Raw genomic sequence first — 24,316 nt, forward strand, 5'->3', positions numbered from 1 at the left:
GGAGCGAGCTCGCTCCTACAGGCGAAACGGCGCAAAGTTGACGTTGGTGCCCGTCGGGCGCATGTCCTGCAGGAAGGAGTCCTTGTCGGCGCTCAGTTCCAGGCTCAATGCAGCCTTGCGCTTGCCTTCATTGCGCACCACCAGGCCTTCGAGCTTCTCGCGCAGGAACACGGTCGGCACTTTCAGGTGCAGCAGCTCGTCAGTGTCCGGCGTGTGCATCAGCAGGTGAATCCACTCGTACTGACCGATTGCAAGGCGCGTCACTGGGAGGTCGAACCACCAGATGTTGCGGTTACGGTTCAGTTCGGCGAAGTGGCAGTTGTTGACGCCAAGCACAGCACCGCCGAGTTCCTGGTTTCTGCGGGCAATGGCCTGCTTTTTATCGAGTTTCATAACATTCCTACGGGATTGGATCTTCAGCGCCATGGCCTGAATGTGTTGCGCATTCTCAGGGGTTGGCCCGCAAACATAAAGCGCAACCTGCACTGAACGATGAAATGTCGTGGTGAAAATTAATGAAACTCCCTGCAAAAGCCCCCGGTCAACCTTGTGTAACGACTTTCCTGCATTGAAATACCTTTTATGAAAAGAAGAAGTGGCCATCTTCAGATGGACGTTTTTGTGTCAGCCTGAACTTGCACACTGAATTTGTTTCAAAGTCGCCAACTGGGCTACCTTGATGAAAGAAAACGGCCCCTGAGTCGCCACGACTTCAACCCAAATCCGTATGCGGCGAATGGAGACGCGAATGATTTTCCCGGACATGAGAGGCTTGCCCCTGCACCGTGTGATGATGCGCACGGTCACCGAGTTCATCGCCGACGAGATGTCGACCTATGCCTCGGCGCTGGCCTATCAAATGCTGTTTTCGCTGTTTCCGTTCATCCTGTTCCTGATTGCCCTGATCGGCTTCCTGCACCTGCCGGATTTCTTCTCCTGGCTGCGCCTGCAATCGGAACTGGTGCTGCCGCCCCAGGCGCTGGAGCAGGTCAACCCGGTGATCGACCAGCTTCAGCAGTCCAAGGGTGGCTTGCTCTCGGTGGGTATCGTGATTGCGCTGTATACCGCCTCCGCCGGCGTGCGGCTGATGATGAGCGCGATGAACGCTGCCTACGACGTGGTTGAAGGGCGTCCGCTGTGGAAACGCTTTCCGTTGTCGATCATCTACACCGTCGGCATTGCCGGCATGCTGCTGATCGCCGCAGCGCTGATGGTGCTCGGGCCGCAGGTGATGGAGTGGATCGCTGCGCAAGTCGGCCTTGAGTACTTTATCGTCACGCTCTGGACCATCGCGCGCTGGCCGGTGATCGTGATTCTGATGATGGTCGCGGTGGCGTTGATCTACTACGTCATGCCCGACGTCAAACAGGAATTCCGCTTCATCACCCCAGGCTCAGTGCTGGCGGTGGTGGTGTGGATCATCGCTTCCCTGGGCTTCGGTTTGTACGTCAAGGAGTTCGCCAACTACAACGCCATGTATGGCAGTATCGGTGCGATCATCGTGCTGTTGCTGTACTTCTACATTTCCGCCGCGGTACTGCTGCTGGGCGCGGAGATGAACGCGGTGATCGAGCACATGTCGCGAGAGGGCAAGGACCCTGGCGAAAAAGTGGCTGGCGAGCATGGTCCCGTCCATGAGGAAAAGCACCACGTGTCGGGACTGGGCCGCGATCACTCACACAAACCGACCATTGATGAAACCTGATCATGATTCGTGAAATTCTGAAAATGGGCGATGAGCGCCTGCTGCGCATTGCCCCGCCAGTGCCGCCCGAGATGTTCGACAGCCCCGAGTTGTGGCAACTGATCGATGACATGTTCCAGACCATGGAAAGTGTGGGGGGCGTTGGCCTCGCGGCTCCGCAGATCGGCGTCGACCTGCAACTGGTGATCTTCGGTTTCGAGCACAGCGAACGTTATCCGGATGCCGAGGCGGTGCCGCAGACGATCCTGATCAACCCGTTGATCACGCCGCTGAGCCCGATCCTGGAAGAGGGCTTCGAAGGCTGTTTGTCCGTGCCTGGCCTGCGCGGCGCGGTGCAGCGTTACCAGCAGATTCGCTACGAAGGCGTCGACCCCAAGGGCGAGCCCATCGTGCGTATTGCCTCGGGGTTTCATGCGCGGGTGGTGCAGCATGAGTGTGATCACCTGATCGGCCGCCTGTACCCGTCGCGCATCACTGACTTCAGCAAGTTTGGCTTCACCGAGGTGATGTTCCCGGACCTGGACCCCAACGCGGACGACTAGATTCACAGTAGAACCCTGTGGGAGCGAGCTTGCTCGCGATGAGGCCAGGTCTGTCAACATTGTTGGCGACTGATACGCCGCCATCGCGAGCAAGCTCGCTCCCACATTGGATCTCCATCAGGTTTTAGTGTGTCACCGGCCTGGCGCCAACCCCATCGCAATCATCGGCTTGCTGCGCGCATAACGGCTCAACCGTTCAACCATCGCGAAAGGCATCGGCGGATCAAAAGTAAACCCGCGACGCTCATAAAAGCCCCGCAAGTCCGGATGACAGAACAACCACACCGGCTGTTCGCAATCCTTCACCGCGGCCGCAATCAATCCGGCGGCAAGCCCTTGTTCGCGACAGGCCGGATCGACCAGCAACCCGGTCAGCCAATGCCCACCGGACACCGGGCGCAAACACAGCACGGCAACAATCTGCCCACGGCGGGCCACCCACAGCTGCGCGTCGCGCACGGCTTTCATCGACGATTGGTGAGCGCGGTAGAACTTGTTCATCAACGGCCATAACGGCTCGTCGAGCAGGGTGTATTGGGTGTCGGGCATGGTCTCGGACTGTCGGTGGGCAAAGCGGGCGATTATAAAAGAACGCGCGCGCCGGGATAGGTGTATACCTGATCTCACATCCCCATGAGTGGAGTACGCATCATGTCCAAAGGTATGGATTCAAAGAAAGCGGCGAAAAAGAAACCGGTGAAAACGGCCATTGAAAAGCGTGCGGACAAGAAGGCCAAAAAGGTCGGCGTGTTCGGCCACTGATTCCGCGTTGATTGATCGCTCCCATGCAACATGGGAGCGATCCTCCAGAAAATAATCTGCAAGATTTCCCAAAGCCATTGCACAGAAGGGGACTGGTCCCCGATCTGAGCAACGCCATGCCCCATTACTTTGATAGCGCCCATCAAGAAGAAATCGAAACCCTGCGCCGACGCTTCACCGCGCGCACAGAATGGCCGACCTGGTTGCTGTTGATCGGTGTGTATGGCTGCTGGTTTGGCATCGTGTTGAACAGCCATCGATTGGGTTTGTGGTGGAGCACGCTGTTGCTGATTCCATTGCTGGTGCTGTGGTTATCCGTGCAACACGAACTGCTGCACGGTCATCCCACGCGCTGGCCAATGCTGAACAAAATCCTTGGCTACGCACCGATTGCCGTCTGGTATCCGTACACCTTGTACCGCGATAGCCATTTGCTGCATCACCGCGACGAGGACCTGACGATCCCCGGTCGTGATCCGGAAAGCCGTTACCTGAGTGCCGGGCAGTGGCAGGGCAGTTCACTGCTGGTGCGCAGCCTGCACTGGTTGAACAAAACCGTGCTCGGCCGCTTTGCCCTGGGTGCACCGCTGGCCTTGCTGACGCTGGCCCGTGAAGAGCTGCAACGCCTCAGAGCAGGCGAGCGCCAGGCCTGGCTGATGTGGTTGAGTCACGGCTCGATGACCGGGTTGATGCTGCTGTTCATCGCGAACCTCAGCGTATTGCCGGTTTGGCATTACCTGTTTTTGATCAGTGTGCCGGCGCTGTCGATCGCCATGATTCGCTCTTACTATGAACATCGACCTCAGGCGGCACCGGAGCAACGAACCGTGCTCAACGAAGCGGCGTGGCCGTGGCGCTGGCTGTTCCTGAACCTCAATTTTCATCTGGTGCATCACGAGTTGCCGGGGTTGCCCTGGTACGACTTGCCCCGCGCGTACAGGGCCCGCCGTGAGCAATGGCTGGTGCGTAGCGGCGGGTTTCTGGTGCGGGGTTATGGGCAGTTGTGGCGTGAACATGGAGTGAAGGCCATCGACAGCCCGAGGCATCCGTTTTACTGATTTTTTTGAATCGCCACTGACCCACAGTGGGAGCGAGCTTGCTCGCGATAGCGGTCTGACAGTCAACTTGTTTGCTGACTATTACACCGCCATCGCGAGCAAGCTCGCTCCCACAGGGGGATTTACGTTGCATGGGACGATATAGATGACCCAACACATCGCCGAACTGCTGATGTACACCGCCCCCGAACCCATCCACCAGGCTAACGAACGCTGGCTGGCGCGAGTCCTCGAGCACCTGGGCGAAACCCGCCGTGATGCCGAAGGCCTGTCACTGATGGATATGTGGTTGTCGCCGCACTTGCTGCTGACACAAACCTGCGGCTATCCGCTGATGACAGCATTGCGCGGCAAGGTCCGGGTGCTGGGGCGGCCTCGTTATGAGCTGCCGGACTGCAGTGGCGGCAATCATTGCAGCCTGATTCTGGGACGCCTTGATGATGCACGGCCAACCCTGGCGGATTTTCGCGGCAGCCGAGGCGTGATCAATGGCCAGGACTCCAACAGCGGCATGAATTTGCTGCGCCACCGGTTGGCGCCGCTGCAACGTGACGGGCGGTTTTTTGCTCAGGTCGGAATCAGCGGCAGTCATCGCGAAAGCCTGCGCTGGTTACGCGAAGACCTTGCCGATCTGGCGGCCATCGACAGCGTGACCTTTGCTTATCTGGCGCGCCACGCTGCAGAGGAAGTGGCCGGTTTGCGCGTGATTGCCCGCAGTGCGCTCAGTCCTGCCTTACCGTTCATTTCCGCCGCGACGGTCAGCGATGAGCAGGCCGTTGAGCTCTTGCGGGTGATGAACCTGGCGTTGCGCGAGTTGCCGGACGTTGCCCAAACCCTCGGTTTACCGGAGGTACTGCCCGCCAGCGAAATCGACTATCAGGTTGTGCTCGATTATCAACGTGAGGCCGAAACATTGGGTTATGGACGATTGAGGTGATAGGTCCATTTTCGCTGTAGGAGCGAGCTTGCTCCGGGCGGCGTTCCGACGAAAGCGGCCTATCAGGCACACCTTTTTTAATTCCATAAACGAATATAAAAATAAGTTTTAAATATTATTAATGAATAAGGCTCCTTGCTAGGATTCGCCTCACCGGACCACCGGACATTCAGCGACCCCTAACCCAGGAGCCCCTATGTCCGGCGCCGATATTCTTCATCGCAAACACGTGGACGGATTGTTCCGTGCTCACTACCACTGGCTCTGCACGCGCCTGCGTCAGTCTCTGAACGATGCCGCCGCTGTCGAAGACATTGCCTGCGAAACCTTCGTGCAATTGCTCCAGGCCCCTGGCCTGACGGCCATCCGTGAACCCCGTGCCTTGCTCACCACCATCGCCCGGCGCCTGCTCTATCAGCGTTGGCGTCGGCGTGACCTGGAGCGCCAGTACCTTCAGCAACTGCAACAGGCCGAGCCGGTCCACGCCGAATCGCCGGAGGCACTGGCTCAGTTGTCCCAGACCCTGGCCCGTGTGGATCGCAGCCTTCAGCGGCTGCCAGGCAAAGTCCGCTCGACCTTCCTGCTGTCGCGAATCGACGGCCTGACCTATCCGCAAATCGCCGCTGTGCTGGGCATCTCGCTGCGTTCAGTCAGCGACTACATGACCCGTTCCCAGGCCCTGTGCGACCGGCACAGCGCCAATCAATTCCTGAACAGCCCACTCCAGAACAAGAGGTCCGCATGAGATCGATCAAAACCCTGCTCGGCAGTTCGCTGCTGGCCCTGAGCCTGTTGTCCCACCCGGCATCGGCCACGGAAAAACCCGCGCCCATTCACTTCGGCGATATCACCTGGGAAAGCGGCAGCCTCATCACCGAAATCCTGCGCCTGATCGTTGAAAAAGGTTACGGCTACCCGACCGACACGCTGCCGGGCAGCACCGTCAGCCTTGAAGCGGCGCTGGCGAAAAACGATATCCAGGTCATCGGTGAAGAGTGGGCCGGACGCAGTCCGGCCTGGGTCAAGGCTGCCGCGGAGGGCAAGGTGTTCGGCCTCGGCGATACAGTCAAAGGCGCCACTGAAGGCTGGTGGGTGCCGGAGTACGTGATCAAGGGCGATCCCGAGCGCGGCATCAAGCCATTGGCTCCGGAGCTGAAGTCCGTTGCTGATCTGGCGAAGTACAAGGACGTATTCCGCGACCCCGAAGACCCGAACCGCGGACGCTTCCTCAACAGCCCGACCGGCTGGACCTCGGAAATCGTCAACAGCCAGAAACTCAAGGCCTATGAGCTGACTACCAGCTACGTCAACTTCCGCACGGGGTCCGGTGCCGCGCTCGATGCCGAGGTCGCGTCGTCGATCCGCCGTGGCAAACCTGTGCTCTTCTACTACTGGTCGCCGACACCGCTGTTGGGGCGTTTCAAACTGGTGAAACTCGACGAACCACCGTTCGACGCCGAAGCCTGGAAAACCCTGGCCGACGCCAACAACCCGAACCCCAAAGGCACGCGCTCGATGCCGGCGAGCCTGGCCATCGGCGTATCGGCACCGTTCAAGGCGCAATACCCGGACCTGGTGACGTTCTTTGAAAAGGTCGACCTGCCGATTGATCTGTTGAACCAGACCTTGGGCCAGATGAGTGAAAAGCGCCAGAAACCCCGTGAAGTCGCCGAAGCTTTTTTGCGTGAACAGCCGCAGGTGTGGAAGGGCTGGGTGCCGGGGGAGGTGGCTACCAGGGTGAGTGCCAGTTTGTAGTTTTGTAGCGCCTGGAAGGTAGCCATCGTCGGAACGCCGCCCGGAGCAAGCTCGCTCCCACATTAGGTCTGTATTGCCCACAAACCCCGTGGTCAACCAAGATCCCCTGTAGGAGCGAGCCTGCTCGCGATTGATCTCAAGCCTTACGCCAACTCGGCGGCCAACGCCGCTTTCACCGCCGGCCGCTGATCTACCCTCGCTTGAAACCTTGCCAGCGCCGGCCACTCATTCAATTCAATGTCGAACAACCGAGCCCAACGCAGCACCGTAAACAAGTACGCATCAACAATGCTGAACCCGCCCGCCATCAAGTAATCCTGCCGCTCCAACGTCTGGTTCAACACGGCCAAACGCTTGAACAATTTCTCCTTGATCAGCGCTTTCACCTCTTCCGGAAATCGAGCGTTGAACAGCCAACCGAGCCCGCCGTGGATCTCCGTCGAGATGAAGTTCAGGCATTCCTGTAACCGTACCCGCTCGAATGTCTCCTGCGCAGCGGCCAGTTTTGCTTGCGGCCGCAGATCAGCCAGGTATTGCAGAATTGCCGGCCCTTCGGTCAGCACTTCGCCGTTCTCCAGTTGCAAGGCGGCCACGTAGCCCTTGGGGTTGATGGCCAGGAAATCATCGCCAGCAGCGGTTTTCTTGGTGGCGTTATCGACGCGGATCAATTCGAAGGGCAATTCCAGTTCGCGCAACACAATGTGCGGCGCCAGCGAGCAGGCTTGGGGGGAGTAATACAGCTTCATGGGGCAGGCTCTGGTTGTGGATTTACGCCAGTGTCATAGTGCGCGGCGCCCCCGGTAAAATTAATCTTTCAGAAAACTACCATAAGGAAAGCTACTGCCATGATGAACCTGATGCACTGGCGAATGGTGGTGGCCGTGGCAGACACCGGCAACATCACCCGGGCCGCCGAACGGGTCGGCATGACCCAGTCAGGCGCCAGCCAGGCCCTGGCATTGATCGAGGAAAACCTCGGTGTTCAATTGTTCACCCGGGAAAACCGCCAGACATTGCCGACAGCCATCGGCCTGCCGGTCATCGAGCAGGCACGGACCATGCTCGGCGCACTGGAAGCCATTCGCAGCACCGTCGAGGCCGCAAAAGGTGTTGAACGCGGGACGATTCGCCTGGCCAGTTTTCCCATGGTACTGGCGACCTTTCTGCCGCCGTTGCTGCGTCAGTTCAACCGGCTTTACCCCGGCATCGAGGTAGTCGCCCTGGAAGTCAGCGATGACGAAGTGGAAACCCTGCTCGGCGCGGGGCTGGTGGATGTCGGCGTGGTGCTCAATCCGTCTGCCGAGCGCAAGGCCAGTCCATTGGGACGCGATGCCTGGATGGCGGTATTGCCCGGGGGCCATCCGCTGGCGCGGCGAACTCATGAAGAGGGCGTCTCCCTCGACGAATTGTCGAAGCAACCTTTTGTACTGGCCACGGGCGGTTGTTCGACCAATGCGCGAAGCCTGGCTGCCGATGCGGGGCTGCAACTGCAGGATGTGCGCGTCGAGGTCCGTGAATGGAGCAGTGCGTTCACCCTGGTGAGGGAAAACATCGGCGTGAGCCTGGTGCCGGAGATGACGCTGCCGGGCAATCGGCAAGGTTTGCGCGTCGTACCGGTGTTGCCGCGGATCGAGCGCGAGTTTGCCTTGGTGGTCGCGGCGAACAAACCACCGTCGGCGGCGGTGCAGGCACTGCTGGACATGCTCGACGGACGGTAACCCCCCGACAAGCCGCTGAACCGATTTTGTCCTCTAATGCTGGCTGAGTAATGGCCTTGTAAGCCCAAGGTTGCCTAGCTGTATGGCGATCCAGGCGGCAACCTGCAGCCATTCAAGGCAAGCCGTTGCAGCAATGCTTCAGGAAACCGGGGTGTTGCGCCAGGCGTTTGAAATACTCATCGACGGCGGGGTAGTCGGGACGGTCGATCGGCGTCATCAGCCAGCGATTGACCGACAAACCGATGACAACGTCGGCGAGAGTAAACTGTGGTCCGGCGACATACGCCTTGGTGGTCGCGAGTTGATGTTCGAGGATGCCCATCTTCTGGTTCCAGCCGCGGATGCCGACGTCGATGCGATGGGCGTCCTGGAACTCCGGGTCCTTGCGCACCAGTGCCATGAACGCATAACTCCACGATGGATTGAGCTCGGTGGCTTGCCAGTCCATCCACTGTTCCACCCGGGCGCGTGCCGCGGGTTCGCCAGGCAGCAGCTCGTGGTGGTGTTGGTGTTTGCCGGCCAGATAGCGGCAGATGGTATTGGATTCCCACAACACGCCGGCTTCATCGATGATCACCGGCACCTGAGCGTTGGGATTGAAGCGCAGGAACTCGGGGCTGTGGGTGGACGCGAAGCCACTGCCCCAGTCCTCGCGTTCGTAGGTTATACCCAGTTCCTCGCAGGTCCACAGGACTTTTCGGACGTTGATGGACGAGGCTTTGCCGAGAATCTTCAGGGTGTGTTCCATTTGAGCAACTCCATCGCGAATGGCGTGTATGTAATTGTAGGAGCGGTCTGTAGGAAAGGCGTTTCAACAGGTTTCCGCTGCCTACGATTTATTGCGTCATTGCCTACAACTACGCCAGAATCCGCCGGCTTGTGCGCCTGGTATCCGGACTCTATCGTTCCGCGTCGCTGCAAATTCAGCGATCGGGTCTAGCAGCCTGGATACTTTAGGCGCATAGCGTCCACCACTCGTGAACAGGTGTTTTTTATGCCTGTCAGTTCATGTTATGGCGGCTGTGCGCGGGAAGACCTTCAGGTCTACCGGGTTCTAGAGTCCTGGTCTGCTAGCCCGCGCACGGCTGCCACCCTATTTTCGTCTAGCAGCGAATCGTGGCAGCTCCATCACTCTAGGAGTATCACCATGTTCAAACCCACGCCGAACCCCCCACGCAATCCCAGCCCAATGTTCTCCATCTCACCCGGCATCAATAACGAAACTCTGTTGGCGCACGCCTGCGAATCGTTGGCATCGGCGAGCGTCATGACCAATGACTTTGCTACGTTTCTGGAAGGTAGCCAGCGCAATACGGTATTGGCGATTGCACAGATCATCATGCTGGCCGAGTTGGCGGTGAATCGAGTGCTGGATAACCTCGATCCGCAGGAATAGTGCGCAGCTGTGGTGAGGGAGCAATCTCCTTCACCACAATGGACAGTGTTGATTCAGGTGCTCTGGAGAACCTTCAACTTAAACCCCATGTTTTTTTCGCGCTGCGGGTCTTGGGCAGGCAGTTGCAGCCCGGGAATAATATGGTCTGTATCAGAGGGTCAACTACGGAGTTTCGATTCTCGTCGAACTGATCAGGTCTTTGACTACGGTTGACTGATTCGATTTTCGCGTGGCCAATCCAAGTATCGCCTTCGGCCAATCAAGCTGAAGTGCTCTGTAGTGCAGGTCAGCGCGTTGAATTCGCTGCATCGATGCGGGTACTACCGCAATACCCATCCCGGCAGATACCAGGTTTACAGCGGAAGATAGTTGGGGTGCCTGCTGACGGATGGTCGGATTGAACCCGGATTGCCGGCAAGCGGCCACGATATCCGCACTCAGTCCATAACCGGATTTGCGTGAATACAGGATGAAGTTCTCCTGCCGTAAATCAGCAAGCGACAGACGCTTGCGTGACGTTAATGGGTGGCCGTCAGGCAGGACAACAATAAGTGGTTCTTCGGATAAGGTGATGAAGTCAATGTCGCCGCCCATAGCAAACGGAGGCCTGACAAACGCGGCGTCAATTTCTCCACGGCCGAGCCTGGAAATAAGCGATTCGCTATCGTTCTCCTCAAGGTTTACCTCCACCTTGGGGTGTTGTCGCTGGTAACGGCTGATCAAACCGGTGACGGTATCGTTGAACGAAGCGGATTCGGTGAACCCCAGGTTCAACGAGCCGATCTCTCCTCGTGCGGCGCGCCGCGCATTTTTTTGGGCGTCCACGGCACGTGCAAGAATATCTTGTGCCAATACCAGGAATACCCTGCCAGCATCACTGAGTATGACGCCGCGTCCTACCCGGTGAAAAAGCGGCGTACCAATTTCATCCTCCAAATCACGTATTTGCTGTCCAAGCGGGGGTTGGGCGATCCCAAGTTGTTCGGCTGCTCGTGTGAAGTTCTCCGCCTGGGCCGTAACGACGAAATAACGTAGATGCCTGAGTTCCAATTAGGACTCCAAAGATACCAATTCTGTATTTTCTAAATATTAGACATTTTGTTTGTGTAGCGCCATGCTTCTTCTGGACCAAGATACCGCCAGTGGTTTGGTCATAACGTTGACGGTCCGAGAATTAGGAGCATTTCATATGAAACCAACTCGACAATTGCGTGAAAAACTATCCTTGGGTTCTTCCGTGATAGCACCAGGCGCCTATGACGGTATATCCGCTCGGCTAGTTGCCATGGCAGGTTTCGACGCGGTCTATGCCAGCGGTGGTGCGATAGCACGTGCTGCTGGATACCCGGACATCGGTCTACTGAGCTTCAGCGAAGTATTAGAACGGATCGGGAAAATTGTTGAAGCAAGTGGCTTGCCAGTGATTGCAGACGCCGATACGGGATTTGGGGGATCAGCCAATGTTCAGCGCACGGTTCGAGCTCTTGAGCGTGCCGGTGTCGCCGCCTTCCACCTTGAGGATCAATCGTTTCCCAAGCGCTGCGGCCATCTGGATGACAAAAAGTTAATAGACGTAAGCGAGATGTGCCGGAAAATTCGAATTGCACGCCATACCCTGATCGATCAGGACTGCATGATTATTGCCCGTACCGATGCAATTGCGTCAGAAGGTTTTGAGTCTGCGTTAAGCCGAGCCGAGCAGTATGTGAAGGCAGGTGCAGACATGATTTTCGTAGAAGCCCCGGAGACACTGGATCAAATTCGCACGATTGCCCGACGCATCCCTGGGCCAAAACTGATGAATATGTTCTACGGTGGCAAGACTCCCTTAATGCCCATTGAAGAGCTGTCCTCTCTTGGCTACCAGCTCGTCATCATTCCTTCGGATATGCAGCGTGCTGCAATACACGCGATGCAAATCGTTTTGGCTGAAATCAAACGCTCAGGGGATAGCAGCGCCATGGCAGCTCAATTGACGAGTTTCGAGGAGCGCGAAAAAATCGTTCAGACCAGCCGATATTTTGCCTTGGACTTGTTATAAACCCAGCTATGAAGTCAGACCTCAGGAACTGAGAAAATTCAAGATGTAAACCGAGTCCGCGGAACATAGGGAAGTGATATGGATGTTCAACTCATAACAGTGGCCGGTTTGGTAACTGTGACAATCGCGCTATGGGCAACACGTAGATTTCCTGAGTACTTGACTGCACTTATGTTCTTCGCGACCGCGATGATCCTCCATGTCGCTCCTGCTTCCTTGATTTTCTCTGGGTTTACCTCGGCCGCATTCTGGCTCGTTATCAGTGGCTATGTCATTGGAATCGCTATCCGCAAGACAGGATTGGCTTCTCGATGTGCGAGGGTGCTCGCGGTTCATCTTTCCAGATCATATCCACAAATGGTACTTGGAATTGTCGGCCTCACTTACGCACTCGCTTTTGTTATGCCTTCCAATATGGGGCGTATTGCGCTACTGATGCCGATTGTCCTGGCGCTTGCTGATCGAGTGGGTTTCAGGGAGAAAAGTCCAGGGCGTATTGGTCTTTCACTTGCTGTCGGCTTTGGAACCTTCCAGCTTTCGGCATCCATTCTGCCGGCGAACGTTCCAAATCTTGTCATGGCGGGGGCCATCGATACCACGTACGGGTTGCAGTTATCCTATCTGCCTTATCTGATATTGCATGCACCCGTACTTGGCATTCTCAAGGGGCTTGCACTATGTGCATGTATCGTCTGGTTGTTTCCAGATAAAGCGGGAAAAAGCACAGAGGTGGAACCTGCTCGCCCTTTGAGTCCTAAGGAAAAGAGGTTGGGTATCCTTCTTTTGATGACTCTGGGACTCTGGCTTACTGACTCCTTACACGGCATTTCCCCTGCATGGGTCGGTCTCGTGGCAGCTTGCGTATGCCTCCTTCCACGAATCGGCTTTGTATCCAGTGAAGAGTTTGGTCAAGAGGTAAACCATCGGACGGCAGTCTATGTCGCAGCAATCCTCGGACTCGCCGCACTTGTAGGACAAAGCGGACTTGGAACATTAATTGGTAATGAAGTACTTACCCTCGCACCGTTGGATCCGGCTTCACCGTTCGGCAGCTACACCTCAATCGTAGGTTTTTCCACGCTGCTAAATTTTGTGGTTACAGCGAACGGAGTACCAGCGTTATTTACTCCCTTGGCACAGTCGTTAGCCACCGCATCCGGACTGCCGTTACTTAGTGTTCTAATGATTCAGGTCATCGGATTTTCAACACCGCTCCTGCCTTACCAAGCCTCTCCGATTGTTCTCGCTATTGAAATGGGAAGAATCCCTTTCATGGCAGCGTTACGATTGAGTCTTGCGCTTGCATTCATTACGTATGTTGCATTGGTTCCCATCAATTACGGATGGTTCGTCTTTCTGGGTTGGTTACCGTGATCCGTGTCGCCGAACGTGTCTTTAAGTACTCTCCCGCACCTTCAACTCAAACCCCATGTCTTGCACCGGTTTGGCCACGGTATTGCCGGCCATCAGCGTCAGCATCTGTTCCGCCGCGCGGCGGCCGATGGCTTCGCGTGGGGTGTTGATGCTGCTCAGGCGCGGGACCATGTGTTCGGACATGGGCAGATCGTTGAAGCCGAGGATCGCCACTTGCTCGGGGATCTTGATCCCGTGTCGCATCGCTTCGAGCAGCGCGCCCTGGGCCAAGTCGTCGTTGCCGAAGAAGATCGCATCGACATCCGGGTGGCTGGCGATCATCTGCAAGAACAATTCGCCGCCCAGGCCGACCGAAGACGGGCGGGGCGTCAGCACTTCCAGCGCCGGGTCATACAGGCCGGCCTTTTGCAGGGCGCGACGGAAACCTTCGCCACGCAGCAAGGTGCGCTGGTCGAGTTGCGCGCCGATGTAGGCCAGGCGTTTGCGGCCGCGAGACAGCAAGTGTTCGGCCGCCGTTTCGCCCGCGGCCAGTTGCGAAAAGCCAACGCAATTGAGCCCGGCCGCGCTGTCCAGCTCCATCATGTACACGCAAGGAATGTTGCTGGCCTCGATCATCCGCCGCGAACTTTCGGTGCGGTCGAAGCCCGTCAGCAACAAGCCGCGCGGTTGATAGGCCATGTAATTGCGCAGCAGGTTTTCTTCTTCATCGCGCGAATAATGGAAGTTGCCGATCAGCACTTCGAAGCCCTTGGGGCGCAAAACCTGATGAATGGCTTCCAGGGTGTCGATGAACAAAAGGTTGGACAACGACGGCACCAACACCACCACCGATTGGCTCTGGGCCGAGGCCAGGGCGCGGGCGGCAGGGTTGACCACATAGTTGAGTTCCAGCGCCGCTTTCTGCACTTTTTCCACCAACTCGGTGGCCACGGTGCTGACGCCCCGCAAGGCGCGGGAGGCGGTGATCGGGCTGACGCCGGCCAGTCGGGCAACTTCGTTCAGGGTAGGGCGGCCAGTGGTGCGGGTATTTTTATCGTTCTTGGTTGTGTTCATCGACGGCTTGCCAAACAAAATTCAAGGCACTAAGGTAGCGCTGTCTCGATGCAGCTGCAAATGCGTGAGCGAGGGTTCGCCTGATCCTCGCTTTTTGGTGTCGGGACCTAACCTGCTGCAACCCATAAAATGACAAGAAAGGCGTCGGCAACTTCTGCTTTTGATCTAGTGTCATAACTGGCAAAGGTAGCGCTGTCTGCGCGCTGAGGTGTTACATGAATCATCCCATCACCGCCCTGGTCATCATGGGCGTTGCCGGTTGCGGCAAGACGTGCGTCAGCGAGGCCCTGTGCCATTTGAGCGGCGCCACGGCCATTGAAGGCGACTCTTTCCACCCTGCCGCCAATATCGAAAAGATGAGCGCGGGGATCCCCCTGAACGATGAAGACCGCGCCGGCTGGCTCGACAGCCTGTGCGATGAACTGCGCCGTGTCGACGCCAAGGGCCAGCGCCCGGTGCTGACGTGTTCGGCGCTCAAACACATCTATCGCGAACGTTTGCGCAGTGCCTTGCCGGGCCTGGGCTTCGTTTTCCTTGAACTGACCCCCGAAGTGGCCACCGACCGCGTCTCCCATCGGCCAGGCCATTTCATGCCGTCGACCCTGATCGACAGCCAGTTCGCCACCCTCGAATCGCCCGTCGGCGAGCCGTTGACCCTGGCGCTGGATGCTTCGACCCATAGCGTCGAGCAACTGGCGGCGCAGGCTCATGCCTGGTGGCAGGCGAACGGCCTGAAACAGGCGGTATGACTGTGTTTGCAAAGACAGCGCTGTCCTCACGACTTCTGATCAACCCGCTTTAATAACAACAACAACCAGGAGACACCCCCAATGTTTGGCATGTCCCACGAGACGTTCCTGCTGCTCGATGCAGTGGTCACGGTGATCGGGCTTATCGTCCTGATCACCAAGTTCAAATTGCACCCCTTCATTGCCCTGATCATCGCCGCAGCTTTCCTCGGGCTGACCTCCGGCATGCCGATCGGCACCATCATCAAGGCGTTCCAGGACGGCTTCGGTGGCGTGCTTGGCTTTGTCGGCATCATCCTCGCGCTGGGCACGATGCTCGGCAAAATGATGGCCGAATCGGGCGGTGCGGATCAGATTGCGCAGACGCTGATCCGCGCCTTCGGCAAGGACAAGGTGCAGTGGGCGATGATGTTCGCTGCGTTCCTGGTCGGTATTCCGCTGTTCTTCGAGATCGGCTTCGTGCTGCTGATCCCATTGGTGTTCATCGTGGCCCGCCGCACTGGCGTGTCGATCATCAAGATCGGTATCCCGTTGCTGGCCGGTCTGTCCGCCGTGCACGGCCTGGTGCCGCCGCACCCGGGTCCGCTGCTGGCCATCGGTGTGTTCGGTGCCGACATCGGCAAAACCATTCTGTACGGCCTGATCGTTGCGTTGCCGACTGCCATCATCGCTGGCCCGATCTTCGGTACGTTCATTGCCAAGCACATTCCTGGTCATCCGAATCAGGAACTGGTGGATCAACTGGTGCGCGATGAGAATGCAGGCGATCTGCCTAGCTTCGGCATTACCCTGATCACTGTGCTGTCGCCCGTGTTCCTGATGTTGCTCAAGACCTTTGCCGATGTGGTGCTGCCGGACGGCAACTTCTTCCGCACCTTCATGGACCTGATCGGTCACCCGATCTCGGCCCTCCTGCTGGCGTTGCTGCTGTCGCTGTACACCTTCGGCTACAAGCAGGGCATTGGTTCGCAACAGATGCTCAAATGGCTGGACGCGAGCCTTGCGCCGACCGCCGCGATCATCCTGATCATCGGTGCCGGTGGTGGCTTCAAGCAGATGCTGGTAACCAGCGGTGTGGGTGATGTGATCGGTCACATGGCGGTGGCTGCACAGATCTCGCCGATCCTGCTGGCCTGGCTGGTGGCAGCGGTGATTCGTATCGCGACCGGTTCGGCGACCGTGGCGACCATTACCGGTGCCGGTATCGTAGTGCCGGTGGTGGGGATGATTCCGGGTGTGAACCGTGAGTTGCTGGTGCTGGCCACTGGTGCAGGTTCGTTGATCCTGTCCCACGTCAACGACGCCGGTTTCTGGCTGGTGAAGCAGTACTTCAACATGACCGTGGCGGAAACCTTCAAGACCTGGACGGCGATGGAGACCATCCTCTCCGTGGTCGGCCTGGGCTTTATCCTGTTGTTGTCGCTGTTCGTTTAAGCGATTCGACAGACACAAAAAAACCGCAGCGATGCGGTTTTTTTGTGGGTGATCGATTTTCAGGTTGTACATAAATCCACTGTGGGAGCGAGCTTGCTCGCGATGGCGTCGTATCAGTCAACTTTAATGGCGACTGAAACACCGCTATCGCGAGCAAGCTCGCTCCCACAGGTTTTTGTGTCAGACGTTGGATTTGGCGACTAACCCATCCGCCCGGAACATCCCGCGAATCCCGCGTACGGCCTGGCGAATCCGATCCTGGTTTTCGATCAGGGCAAAGCGCACGTGATCATCGCCATACTCGCCAAACCCGACGCCCGGCGAGACACACACCTTGGCCTCGGACAGCAGTTTCTTGGCAAACTCCAGCGAGCCCAGGTGCGCATAAGCCTCGGGAATCTTCGCCCAGACGTACATCGAGGCTTTCGGGTTTTCCACCATCCAGCCCAGTTCATGCAGGCCCTTGACCAGCACATTGCGTCGCTGCCGGTACTGCTCGGCGATGTCGCGCACGCATTGCTGATCGCCTTCCAGCGCGGCAATCGCCGCCACTTGCAGCGGGGTGAAGGTGCCGTAGTCGTGGTAGCTCTTGATCCGCGCCAGGGCGTTGACCAGTTCCGGGTTGCCGACCATGAAGCCAATGCGCCAGCCGGCCATGTTGTAGCTCTTGGACAGGGTGAAAAATTCCACCGCAATGTCCTTGGCCCCTGGCACTTGCATGATCGACGGGGCTTTCCAGCCGTCGTAGACGATGTCGGCGTAGGCCAGGTCGTGCACCACCAGCACGTCGTACTGCTTGGCGAGGGCAATGACCCGTTCGAAGAAATCCAGTTCCACACACTGCGCGGTGGGGTTGGACGGGAAACCGAGGATCATCATCTTTGGTTTCGGAATCGAGCCGCGAATCGCCCGTTCCAGTTCAGCGAAGAAATCCACCCCCGGCACCAGCGGCACCGAACGCACCTGGGCGCCGGCAATCACCGCGCCGTAGATGTGAATCGGGTAGCTCGGGTTCGGCACCAGTACGGTGTCGCCCTGATCCAGGGTCGCCAGCATCAAGTGCGCCAGGCCTTCCTTGGAACCAATGGTGACGATGGCTTCGCTTTCCGGGTCGATGTCGACCTCGTAGCGGTCCTTGTACCAGTTGGAAATCGCCCGGCGCAGGCGCGGAATACCCTTGGAGGTGGAGTAACCGTGGGTGTCTTCGCGCTGGGCCACCGTGACGAGTTTTTCGACAATGTGCGGCGGCGTGGCGCCGTCGGGGTTACCCATGCTCAAGTCGATGATGTCTTCGCCACGACGACGGGCGGCCATCTTCAGCTCGGCAGTGATGTTGAAAACGTAAGGGGGGAGTCGATCTATGCGCGCAAAGCGGCGCGGCGAACCTTGTTCGGCCATTGTTGCCTCGGATAACGTAAGCGCCCGGAACCGTCCGAGCGACGCTGGTCACTGCGGTGACCTGTGGCGGAATGTAAGGGCAGCTGTGGCAGACTGTCCAGCCTCAATGTAAAAAAATTTGTCCGAAGGAAAAGGTTCGATGGAATTTACCAGCGGCTTCTTGCTGAGCCTCTCGCTGTGCCTGGATATCGGCGTGGCCAACATCGCGATGATCACCCTGGCCATGCAGCGCGGCTACTTCCAGGGCTTTGCCCTGGGCCTCGGGACCTGCGTCGGCGACCTGATCTACGCGGTGCTGGCGCTGACCGGCATGACCGTGTTGCTGCAATACGAAACCGTGCGCTGGGTGCTGTGGATCGGTGGCTCGGCGCTGCTGGTGTATTTCGCGGCGAAGATGATCTATTCGGCGATTCACCATGAGGCGCTGTTGGCCGAGACCGCCGAGGTGGGCCACAACTCCCATCGCAAGGAGTTCTTTCGCGGGATTTTCCTGGCCATGTCGTCGCCCAGTGCGATTCTCTGGTTCGCCGCTGTGGGCGGTACGCTGATCGCCCGTTCCGGTGGCGGTGGCGCCCTCAGTTCCGCGCTGTTTCTCGGCGGCTTTCTCTGCGCGGGGATTCTCTGGTGTGTCGGGCTGTGCTTTGCCGCGAGCCACGGCGGCAAGTTGCTCGGCGACAAATTGCTGCGTTACTCCTACATGGCATCGGCGGCGATCTTCTGCTATTTCGCGGTCTACGTGATTCTATCTGGCTATAACGAGTTCGTTGGCGCCGCTGCCGTCGAGCAATTGCACGCACTGTAATTGGGCGAATCGGGTTTGGCTTCTATACTCCCAGCCGAACCCATTTTTTCGTTTCAGGAGTCGAGCCATGGATGAGCAAACACGCGTCGAAGTGACGGAACCACGCTTTGAACACGGACACTTCCTGCTGATCGCAGGGCTTCGCGAACGATTTACCCAAGAGACCACTAAAGACATTCCAGATCTCTGGGAAAAACTCGAGCCCCACATTGGGAACATTCCGGGGCAAAAAGACGAAGTGACTTACGGCGTCTGCTGCAATTTCGACGGCAAGGGCGGCTTCGATTACATCGCGGGGGTCGAGATCAGCAAACTCGACGATTTGCCGGACAAGTATCGTTGGGTAGAGATTCAGCCCCAGCAGTACGTCGTGTTCGAACATCAAGGACCGCTGGCCACATTGCCGCAAACCTTCCAATACATCCATGGCACGTGGTTGCCACAGTCCGGGCATGAGTTGCTGGCTGCCCCGGAATTCGAGCGCTACAGCGAAGACTTCAACCCCAGGCTCAACACCGGAAAGCTGGAAATCTGGCTGCCAATCAAGGCGTGACACCTGCAGCGAGAGGCGGATCAGCCGATTCGTCTCTCGATGTCCCACGGCGGCTGATTTATCATCCCCAGCCTTTCCCACGCTGATTCCGAGCTGCCATGAACACCGTCATCCGCAACGTCACCCCCGCCGATCTGGACCGCTGCTTTGCCATCGAAACCCTTGCCTATGAAGGTGACGAAGCCGCGACCCGCGAGAAGATCGCCACCCGCATCGCCACCTGGCCCGAGGGTTTTATCGTTGCTGAAGTGGACGGGGCAGTCGCCGGTTTCATCAACTCCGGTGCGGCGTTCCAGGTGGAAATGTCGGACGAGGCGTTCAAGGAACTGATCGGCCACGACCCGGCCGGGCCGCATGTGGTGATCATGTCGGTGGTAGTGCACCCGGATTATCAGGGGCAGGGCCTGGCCAAGCGCCTGATGGGTGAGTTCATCGAGCGCATGCGCGCGATGGGCAAGGTCAGCATCAACCTGATGTGCAAGGAACGGCATATTCCGTTGTATGCCGGGTTCGGTTTTGCCTACGTCAAACCGTCGGCCTCGGACCATGGCGGCATGGCGTGGCATGAGATGGTGCTGGAGTTGTAAGCCACACTGAAGATCCCCTGTGGGAGCGAGCTTGCTCGCGATTGCGGCGTAACATTCAACACTGATGTCGACTGACCATCCGCTATCGCGAGCAAGCTCGCTCCCACAGTAGTTTTGTGGTGCAGGTGGGGGCCGTGTTCAAAACACCAACCCCATCCGCCGCTCATAACCGATCCGCCCCTTGTACGCCTCGCCGCTGTCGACAAAGCCAAACCTGGCGTACAGGGCGATGGCAGCCTCATTGTCGGCATCCACCGACAACTCCAGCCCCCTGATTTCCGGCCAGGCCAGGCGTGCCGCCTCAGGCAGCGCTTGCAGGCAGGCCTTGCCGTAGCCCTTGCCCTGGGCGCGCTGATCGACCTGTAGCGCATGCAGCGTGGCGCTGTGCTCATCGGCCCAGGCCGGCAACACCGGCGGGCGCTTGAGCAGCAGGAACGCGACGGGAACGTCTTCGGCCAGCAGGGTAAATCCCTTGACGCCGGGTCCGGGCTTGGACAACAAGGTGTGCAATGCGCCGTGGATGTCACCCGAGAATCTGATCTGTTCCGAATGCACTTCAATGGCCTCGACCTGTTGGCGTTGCAGTGCATTCAGGCTTTCATAAGGCACGAGTCGGGCTGTCACTGGAGTGTCCTTTTTCCAACGGGAAAGAACCTCGGATTCTAGCGAGTTTGGCTTTATGGTTTATTTTTATTTCGTCTGTCGATTTGCCGGATCGCCAGACGACTATGGGTGTCTTCACTATAAAAACCACGGAGAACCACCATGAACTCGCAAACCCAGATCCAGAACCTCATCGAGAACTATCGTCAGGCGGTCATGGCCAAGGACATTGAAAAAGTCATGGCCCTTTATGCCGATGACATCGTCTCCTTCGATGCGGTCAAGGCCCTGCAATTCAAGGGCAAGCCTGCCTACCGCGCACATTGGCAAGCGTGTATGGAGATGTGCGCGGGCCCGCACACCTTCGAGTTCGAGGAGATCAGCATCGAGTCGTCCGAGAACGTCGCATTCGCCCACTGGCTGGCCCATTGCGGCGGCACCAACGAGAAGGGCGAAACCCAGGCCTGCTGGATGCGCGTCACGGCTTGCTATCGGCAGGACGCCGGGCTGTGGCAGATCGTCCATGAACACTGGTCGGCGCCTTTCGACATGCAGACCGGTGCGACGCTGTTCGACCTCAAGCCCTGAGGTTTTCATCGGCAAGCCGTGCCAGATTGCCGATCTGCGGCCATAGTTGATCGGTTCGATAAGGAGAGCGTGATGAAGTACTTATGCCTGGTCTACAGCGACGAGCACCTGCTGCATTCGCTACCGGAAAGCCCGAAGGACGAAGAGTGCATGGCCTATGCCGAGTCGATCCAGGGCAGTGGCCGGATGGTCGCCGCCGAGGCCCTGGAATCGGTGCAGACCGCCACCACGGTACGCATGCGCAACGGCAAGATGTCGATCACCGACGGCCCGTTCGCCGAAACCAAGGAGCAGTTGGCCGGCTTCTACCTGATCGATGCCAGGGACCTCAACGAAGCCATTCAGGTTGCGGGCAACATTCCGGCGGCCCGGGTCGGCAGTGTCGAAGTGCGCCCCGTTCGGCAGTTGAACGCTTAAGATGCCGGGGCTGCCGGTTCAGGCGCAGGTCGAGCGGGTCTATCGCGAAGAGTCGCGGCGCATTCTTGCGACCCTGATTCGCTTGCTGGGGGATTTCGACCTCGCCGAAGAGGCCTTGCACGAGGCGTTTTTCGTCGCGGTCGAACGCTGGCAGCGTGACGGTGTGCCGGACAATCCGCGGGCCTGGCTGGTGTCCACCGGGCGTTTCAAGGCCATCGATGCCTTGCGTCGGCGCGCGCGTTTTGCCGCCTCGCAGCCCTTGTTGATCGCGCAACTGGAGGCGCTGGAACAGGCAGACTGGAGTGATGAAGACGTGGAAGACGATCGCCTGCGGCTGATCTTCACCTGCTGCCACCCGGCCCTGGCGGCGGACGCGCAAGTGCCGCTGACGCTGCGGGAAGTCTGCGACCTGACCACGGAAGAAATCGCCCGGGCCTTTCTCTCGGCCCCGGCCACTATCGCCCAGCGCATCGTGCGCGCCAAGGCGAAGATCCGTGATGCGAAAATCCCTTATCAAGTGCCGACGCTGGCTGAGTTGCCTGAGCGTCTGGACAGCGTATTGCGGGTGATTTACCTGGTGTTCAACGAGGGTTATTCGGCGTCCATCGGAGCCGAACTGATCCGCGAGGATCTGACCCGAGAAGCGATCCGTCTCGGTCGGTTGCTGGTGGAACTGCTGCCGGAGCCGGAGGTAATGGGCTTGCTGGCGCTGATGCTGTTGCACGAGTCGCGCCGCCCGGCCAGGACCTCGGCGAGCGGCGAGCTGATTGTGCTGGACGAGCAGGACCGTTCGCTGTGGGACGCCGGGTTGATCACTGAAGGCTGCACGCTGATCGAACAGGCACTGACCATGGGACGATTCGGACCCTATTGCCTGCAAGCGGCCATCGCGGCGGTGCACGCCGAAGCTCCGACGGCGGGGGAAACCGATTGGCCGCAGATTGTCGGTCTGTATGACGTGCTGCTGCGGGCGGTGCCGTCGCCGGTGATCGAGTTGAATCGGGCGGCGGCTATTTCGCAACGAGATGGTCCGCTGGCGGGGCTGACGTTGGTGGACGCCATTCTGGATCGGGGAGATCTGCTCGACTACCACCTGGCGCATTCGGCGCGGGCAGAGTTTTGTCGGCAACTGGGTCGCAAGCAGGAGGCGCGGGCGGCGTGGGAACGGGCGCTGGCGTTGACCCGGCAAGAGCCGGAGCGGCGGTTTATCGAAGAGCGGCTCAAGGCGTTGGATTGATGTGTCCGTTCTGGCCTCATCGCGAGCAAGCTCGCTCCCACAGGGGAGAGTGGTGCACACAAGTTTTATGACCGACACAATAACCTGTGGGAGCGAGCTTGCTCCGGGCGGCGTTCCGACGATAAGGGCCGAAGGACCTTCACTCCAGCATCTTGCCCAGCAACCAGCTCCCCGCCGGCCCCGGCGGATTCAGCCGCGACCACAAAGCATCCACCGACACCGTTTTCGGCCAGCCGCGCACCACCAGTTCCTGCAACGTGCCAGGCCCGAACCGCTCGACCAGCCAGCGGGGCAACGGTGCCCAGCCGAATCCGCCCTGGGCCATTTCCAGCAGCATCAGATAACTCGGCGCCGACCAGACGCGGCCTTTCGCCCGACTTTCATAGGGATTGATGATGGTGGCCAGGCGCAACTCGCGGTGCTGCTGCAGCACGTCCCGGTCGATGTAGTCCAGCGTGGCCAACGGGTGTGCCGGGGACACGAACAAGGCGATCTCCGTGCGCTCGTCCACCGTCGAGCTGACCAGGTCCGGCGGGTAGCTGTCCTGCATTTCGGCAAAGGCAATCTGCGCCCGGCCGCTTTGGACCAAGGACACCAGGTCATCGCATTCGGCGATCAGGCATTCGAGCTCCAGGTCCGGGTAACGCTGCTCGAAGGCGCTGAGGGCGGTTTCGAAACGGTCCGACTGATAGGTATCGGACAGCGCCACCGTCAACTTCGGCTCCACCCCTTGGGACAGTTGGCTGGCGGTCATTTCCAGGCGACTGGTGGCGGTCAGGATGTCTTCGGCCCGTTGCAGCATGACGTGCCCGGCCGGGGTCAGTCCGGGCTTACGGCTGCTGCGGTCGAACAGCGTCAGATTCAGGTCGATTTCCAGGCTGGCCACTGCGGCGCTGATGGTCGACTGACTGCGGCCCAGCTTGCGTGCCGCGGCAGAGAATGAGCCCTGGGTCGCCGCTTCGACAAACGCCAGCAACACTTCGTGAGAAGCCATGAACTATCGCCTTGATCGATGGTTATTGGTTATGAAGTATCGGTGTGGTGACAGATCATGGCAACCACAGTCACTCAAGGGAGTTCGGCCATGAGCGCCAACAAGTCCATTACTGAACGTATTTTCCAGGCCATCGGCTTCGAACTGCTGGCCATCCTGATCTGTACCCCGTTGCTGGCCTGGATCATGAACAAACCGATGCTGGAAATGGGCATGGTCACCGTCCTCATCGCCGGCCTGGCCCTGGCCTGGAACGTGGTCTTCAACGGTATGTTCGATCGGGTGCTCAAGCGCCTCGCCATCGCACACAACGCCTGGGTCCGTGTGGTGCATGCACTGTTGTTCGAAGGCGGTCTGGTTGCTCTTGGCGTACCGCTGATCGCCTGGTGGCTGAATGTCAGCCTGTGGCAGGCGTTCCTGCTGGATATCGGTGTGTTGCTGTTCTTCCTGCCGTACACCTACGTCTACCACTGGGTGTATGACGTGGTTCGCGAGCGGATGCTGGTGACTCGTGAGGTTTGCTGAGTCGTGTTTTTGGGGCGAGGGGGCGGGTCAGAGGTCTGAGACCTGCCCTTGTGGGAGCGAGCTTGCTCGCGATGGCGGCGTGTCAGTC

General features: G+C 58.6%; 28 protein-coding genes. 19 read left to right on the forward strand and 9 right to left on the reverse strand.

The genetic code is table 11. The features are described 5' to 3' along the window. Positions 1-15: 15 nt before the first annotated feature. Complete coding sequence (locus AC1DXW_RS24590; RefSeq protein ID WP_223457969.1) at positions 16-393, reverse strand: hypothetical protein; 378 nt, start codon at positions 391-393, stop codon at positions 16-18. A 355-nt stretch (positions 394-748) separates the two neighbouring features. On the opposite strand from AC1DXW_RS24590, the gene AC1DXW_RS24595 reads away from it, so the two are divergent. Both AC1DXW_RS24595 and def read left to right on the forward strand, forming a co-directional pair. Further along, complete coding sequence (locus AC1DXW_RS24595) at positions 749-1,705, forward strand: YihY/virulence factor BrkB family protein (protein WP_008054263.1); 957 nt, start codon at positions 749-751, stop codon at positions 1,703-1,705. Positions 1,706-1,707: 2 nt separating this feature from the next. Beyond that, on the forward strand, positions 1,708-2,247 hold the full coding sequence (gene def / locus AC1DXW_RS24600) for a peptide deformylase (protein ID WP_477755823.1): 540 nt from the start codon (positions 1,708-1,710) through the stop codon (positions 2,245-2,247). A 132-nt stretch (positions 2,248-2,379) separates the two neighbouring features. On the opposite strand, the gene AC1DXW_RS24605 is transcribed toward def, so the two are convergent. Continuing rightward, positions 2,380-2,796, reverse strand: coding sequence for a GNAT family N-acetyltransferase (locus AC1DXW_RS24605; RefSeq protein WP_477755822.1), 417 nt, complete (start codon positions 2,794-2,796; stop codon positions 2,380-2,382). 329 nt (positions 2,797-3,125) lie between these two features. Between AC1DXW_RS24605 and AC1DXW_RS24610 the strand changes: the two genes are divergently transcribed. The 4 genes from AC1DXW_RS24610 to AC1DXW_RS24625 all read left to right on the forward strand — a co-directional run bounded on the left by AC1DXW_RS24610 (position 3,126) and on the right by AC1DXW_RS24625 (position 6,759). Next, entirely contained in the window at positions 3,126-4,067 is a 942-nt protein-coding gene (locus AC1DXW_RS24610) for a fatty acid desaturase (RefSeq protein ID WP_477755821.1), read from the forward strand. A 145-nt stretch (positions 4,068-4,212) separates the two neighbouring features. Further along, the gene (locus tag AC1DXW_RS24615) at positions 4,213-5,004 is read left to right on the forward strand and encodes a phosphate/phosphite/phosphonate ABC transporter substrate-binding protein (RefSeq protein ID WP_477756601.1); all 792 of its coding nucleotides are present in this window, start codon (positions 4,213-4,215) and stop codon (positions 5,002-5,004) included. A 196-nt stretch (positions 5,005-5,200) separates the two neighbouring features. Further along, positions 5,201-5,749, forward strand: a complete 549-nt coding sequence (locus AC1DXW_RS24620) for a sigma-70 family RNA polymerase sigma factor (RefSeq protein WP_477756602.1) — start codon at positions 5,201-5,203, stop codon at positions 5,747-5,749. Continuing rightward, positions 5,746-6,759, forward strand: a complete 1,014-nt coding sequence (locus AC1DXW_RS24625) for an ABC transporter substrate-binding protein (RefSeq protein WP_477756603.1) — start codon at positions 5,746-5,748, stop codon at positions 6,757-6,759. Before AC1DXW_RS24620 ends, AC1DXW_RS24625 begins: the two co-directional genes overlap by 4 nt. 143 nt (positions 6,760-6,902) lie before the next feature. On the opposite strand, the gene gstA is transcribed toward AC1DXW_RS24625, so the two are convergent. After that, positions 6,903-7,505: a glutathione transferase GstA gene (gstA, locus tag AC1DXW_RS24630; protein WP_477760565.1), complete on the reverse strand. Its 603-nt coding sequence runs from the start codon at positions 7,503-7,505 to the stop codon at positions 6,903-6,905. 99 nt (positions 7,506-7,604) lie between these two features. On the opposite strand from gstA, the gene AC1DXW_RS24635 reads away from it, so the two are divergent. Further along, positions 7,605-8,477, forward strand: a complete 873-nt coding sequence (locus tag AC1DXW_RS24635; protein ID WP_477760566.1) for a LysR family transcriptional regulator — start codon at positions 7,605-7,607, stop codon at positions 8,475-8,477. Between the two features lie 112 nt (positions 8,478-8,589). Here AC1DXW_RS24635 and AC1DXW_RS24640 read toward each other — a convergent pair whose 3' ends face one another. Continuing rightward, complete coding sequence (locus AC1DXW_RS24640) at positions 8,590-9,225, reverse strand: glutathione S-transferase family protein (protein ID WP_477755082.1); 636 nt, start codon at positions 9,223-9,225, stop codon at positions 8,590-8,592. Between the two features lie 399 nt (positions 9,226-9,624). On the opposite strand from AC1DXW_RS24640, the gene AC1DXW_RS24645 reads away from it, so the two are divergent. Further along, complete coding sequence (locus AC1DXW_RS24645) at positions 9,625-9,873, forward strand: DUF6124 family protein (protein WP_477755933.1); 249 nt, start codon at positions 9,625-9,627, stop codon at positions 9,871-9,873. Between the two features lie 162 nt (positions 9,874-10,035). Here the strand turns inward: AC1DXW_RS24645 and AC1DXW_RS24650 are convergent, their stop codons facing one another. Continuing rightward, on the reverse strand, positions 10,036-10,923 hold the full coding sequence (locus tag AC1DXW_RS24650) for a LysR family transcriptional regulator (RefSeq protein ID WP_477755932.1): 888 nt from the start codon (positions 10,921-10,923) through the stop codon (positions 10,036-10,038). 64 nt (positions 10,924-10,987) lie between these two features. On the opposite strand from AC1DXW_RS24650, the gene AC1DXW_RS24655 reads away from it, so the two are divergent. Continuing rightward, entirely contained in the window at positions 10,988-11,914 is a 927-nt protein-coding gene (locus AC1DXW_RS24655) for an isocitrate lyase/PEP mutase family protein (protein WP_477755931.1), read from the forward strand. 78 nt (positions 11,915-11,992) lie between these two features. Next, complete coding sequence (locus AC1DXW_RS24660; protein WP_477755930.1) at positions 11,993-13,288, forward strand: SLC13 family permease; 1,296 nt, start codon at positions 11,993-11,995, stop codon at positions 13,286-13,288. A 21-nt stretch (positions 13,289-13,309) separates the two neighbouring features. Here AC1DXW_RS24660 and gntR read toward each other — a convergent pair whose 3' ends face one another. Continuing rightward, positions 13,310-14,341 (reverse strand): HTH-type transcriptional regulator GntR, encoded by a 1,032-nt coding sequence (gene gntR, locus AC1DXW_RS24665; protein WP_477755929.1) that lies wholly within the window; start codon positions 14,339-14,341, stop codon positions 13,310-13,312. A 215-nt stretch (positions 14,342-14,556) separates the two neighbouring features. On the opposite strand from gntR, the gene AC1DXW_RS24670 reads away from it, so the two are divergent. Continuing rightward, positions 14,557-15,090 carry a gluconokinase gene (locus AC1DXW_RS24670; RefSeq protein WP_477755928.1) on the forward strand — a complete coding sequence of 178 codons (534 nt, stop codon included), beginning with the start codon at positions 14,557-14,559 and terminating at the stop codon, positions 15,088-15,090. An 81-nt stretch (positions 15,091-15,171) separates the two neighbouring features. Beyond that, positions 15,172-16,524: a GntP family permease gene (locus AC1DXW_RS24675; RefSeq protein ID WP_223459392.1), complete on the forward strand. Its 1,353-nt coding sequence runs from the start codon at positions 15,172-15,174 to the stop codon at positions 16,522-16,524. Positions 16,525-16,704: 180 nt separating this feature from the next. Here AC1DXW_RS24675 and alaC read toward each other — a convergent pair whose 3' ends face one another. After that, positions 16,705-17,922 carry an alanine transaminase gene (alaC, locus tag AC1DXW_RS24680; protein WP_477755786.1) on the reverse strand — a complete coding sequence of 406 codons (1,218 nt, stop codon included), beginning with the start codon at positions 17,920-17,922 and terminating at the stop codon, positions 16,705-16,707. 139 nt (positions 17,923-18,061) lie between these two features. On the opposite strand from alaC, the gene AC1DXW_RS24685 reads away from it, so the two are divergent. The 3 genes from AC1DXW_RS24685 (at position 18,062) to AC1DXW_RS24695 (ending at position 19,864) form a co-directional block, all read left to right on the forward strand. Then, complete coding sequence (locus tag AC1DXW_RS24685; protein WP_477755785.1) at positions 18,062-18,724, forward strand: LysE family translocator; 663 nt, start codon at positions 18,062-18,064, stop codon at positions 18,722-18,724. Between the two features lie 67 nt (positions 18,725-18,791). Beyond that, a complete protein-coding gene (locus tag AC1DXW_RS24690; RefSeq protein WP_477755784.1) occupies positions 18,792-19,277 on the forward strand; it encodes a GyrI-like domain-containing protein in 486 nt (161 codons plus the stop codon). A 98-nt stretch (positions 19,278-19,375) separates the two neighbouring features. After that, on the forward strand, positions 19,376-19,864 hold the full coding sequence (locus AC1DXW_RS24695) for a GNAT family N-acetyltransferase (protein ID WP_057399032.1): 489 nt from the start codon (positions 19,376-19,378) through the stop codon (positions 19,862-19,864). Between the two features lie 138 nt (positions 19,865-20,002). On the opposite strand, the gene AC1DXW_RS24700 is transcribed toward AC1DXW_RS24695, so the two are convergent. After that, positions 20,003-20,488, reverse strand: a complete 486-nt coding sequence (locus AC1DXW_RS24700; protein ID WP_477755783.1) for a GNAT family N-acetyltransferase — start codon at positions 20,486-20,488, stop codon at positions 20,003-20,005. Between the two features lie 141 nt (positions 20,489-20,629). Between AC1DXW_RS24700 and AC1DXW_RS24705 the strand changes: the two genes are divergently transcribed. From AC1DXW_RS24705 to AC1DXW_RS24715, 3 genes are all read left to right on the forward strand, one after another. Next, positions 20,630-21,055 carry a YybH family protein gene (locus AC1DXW_RS24705; protein WP_477755782.1) on the forward strand — a complete coding sequence of 142 codons (426 nt, stop codon included), beginning with the start codon at positions 20,630-20,632 and terminating at the stop codon, positions 21,053-21,055. A gap of 72 nt (positions 21,056-21,127) precedes the next feature. Further along, the gene (locus AC1DXW_RS24710) at positions 21,128-21,472 is read left to right on the forward strand and encodes a YciI family protein (protein ID WP_477755781.1); all 345 of its coding nucleotides are present in this window, start codon (positions 21,128-21,130) and stop codon (positions 21,470-21,472) included. A gap of 1 nt (position 21,473) precedes the next feature. Beyond that, the gene (locus AC1DXW_RS24715; protein ID WP_477755780.1) at positions 21,474-22,709 is read left to right on the forward strand and encodes an RNA polymerase sigma factor; all 1,236 of its coding nucleotides are present in this window, start codon (positions 21,474-21,476) and stop codon (positions 22,707-22,709) included. A gap of 139 nt (positions 22,710-22,848) precedes the next feature. Here AC1DXW_RS24715 and AC1DXW_RS24720 read toward each other — a convergent pair whose 3' ends face one another. After that, positions 22,849-23,703 (reverse strand): LysR family transcriptional regulator, encoded by an 855-nt coding sequence (locus AC1DXW_RS24720; RefSeq protein ID WP_477755779.1) that lies wholly within the window; start codon positions 23,701-23,703, stop codon positions 22,849-22,851. Between the two features lie 90 nt (positions 23,704-23,793). On the opposite strand from AC1DXW_RS24720, the gene AC1DXW_RS24725 reads away from it, so the two are divergent. Continuing rightward, the gene (locus AC1DXW_RS24725) at positions 23,794-24,228 is read left to right on the forward strand and encodes a multidrug/biocide efflux PACE transporter (RefSeq protein ID WP_477755778.1); all 435 of its coding nucleotides are present in this window, start codon (positions 23,794-23,796) and stop codon (positions 24,226-24,228) included. The last annotated feature ends 88 nt before the right edge of the window (positions 24,229-24,316 follow it).

Source organism: Pseudomonas sp. P4_C4, assembly GCF_056402055.1.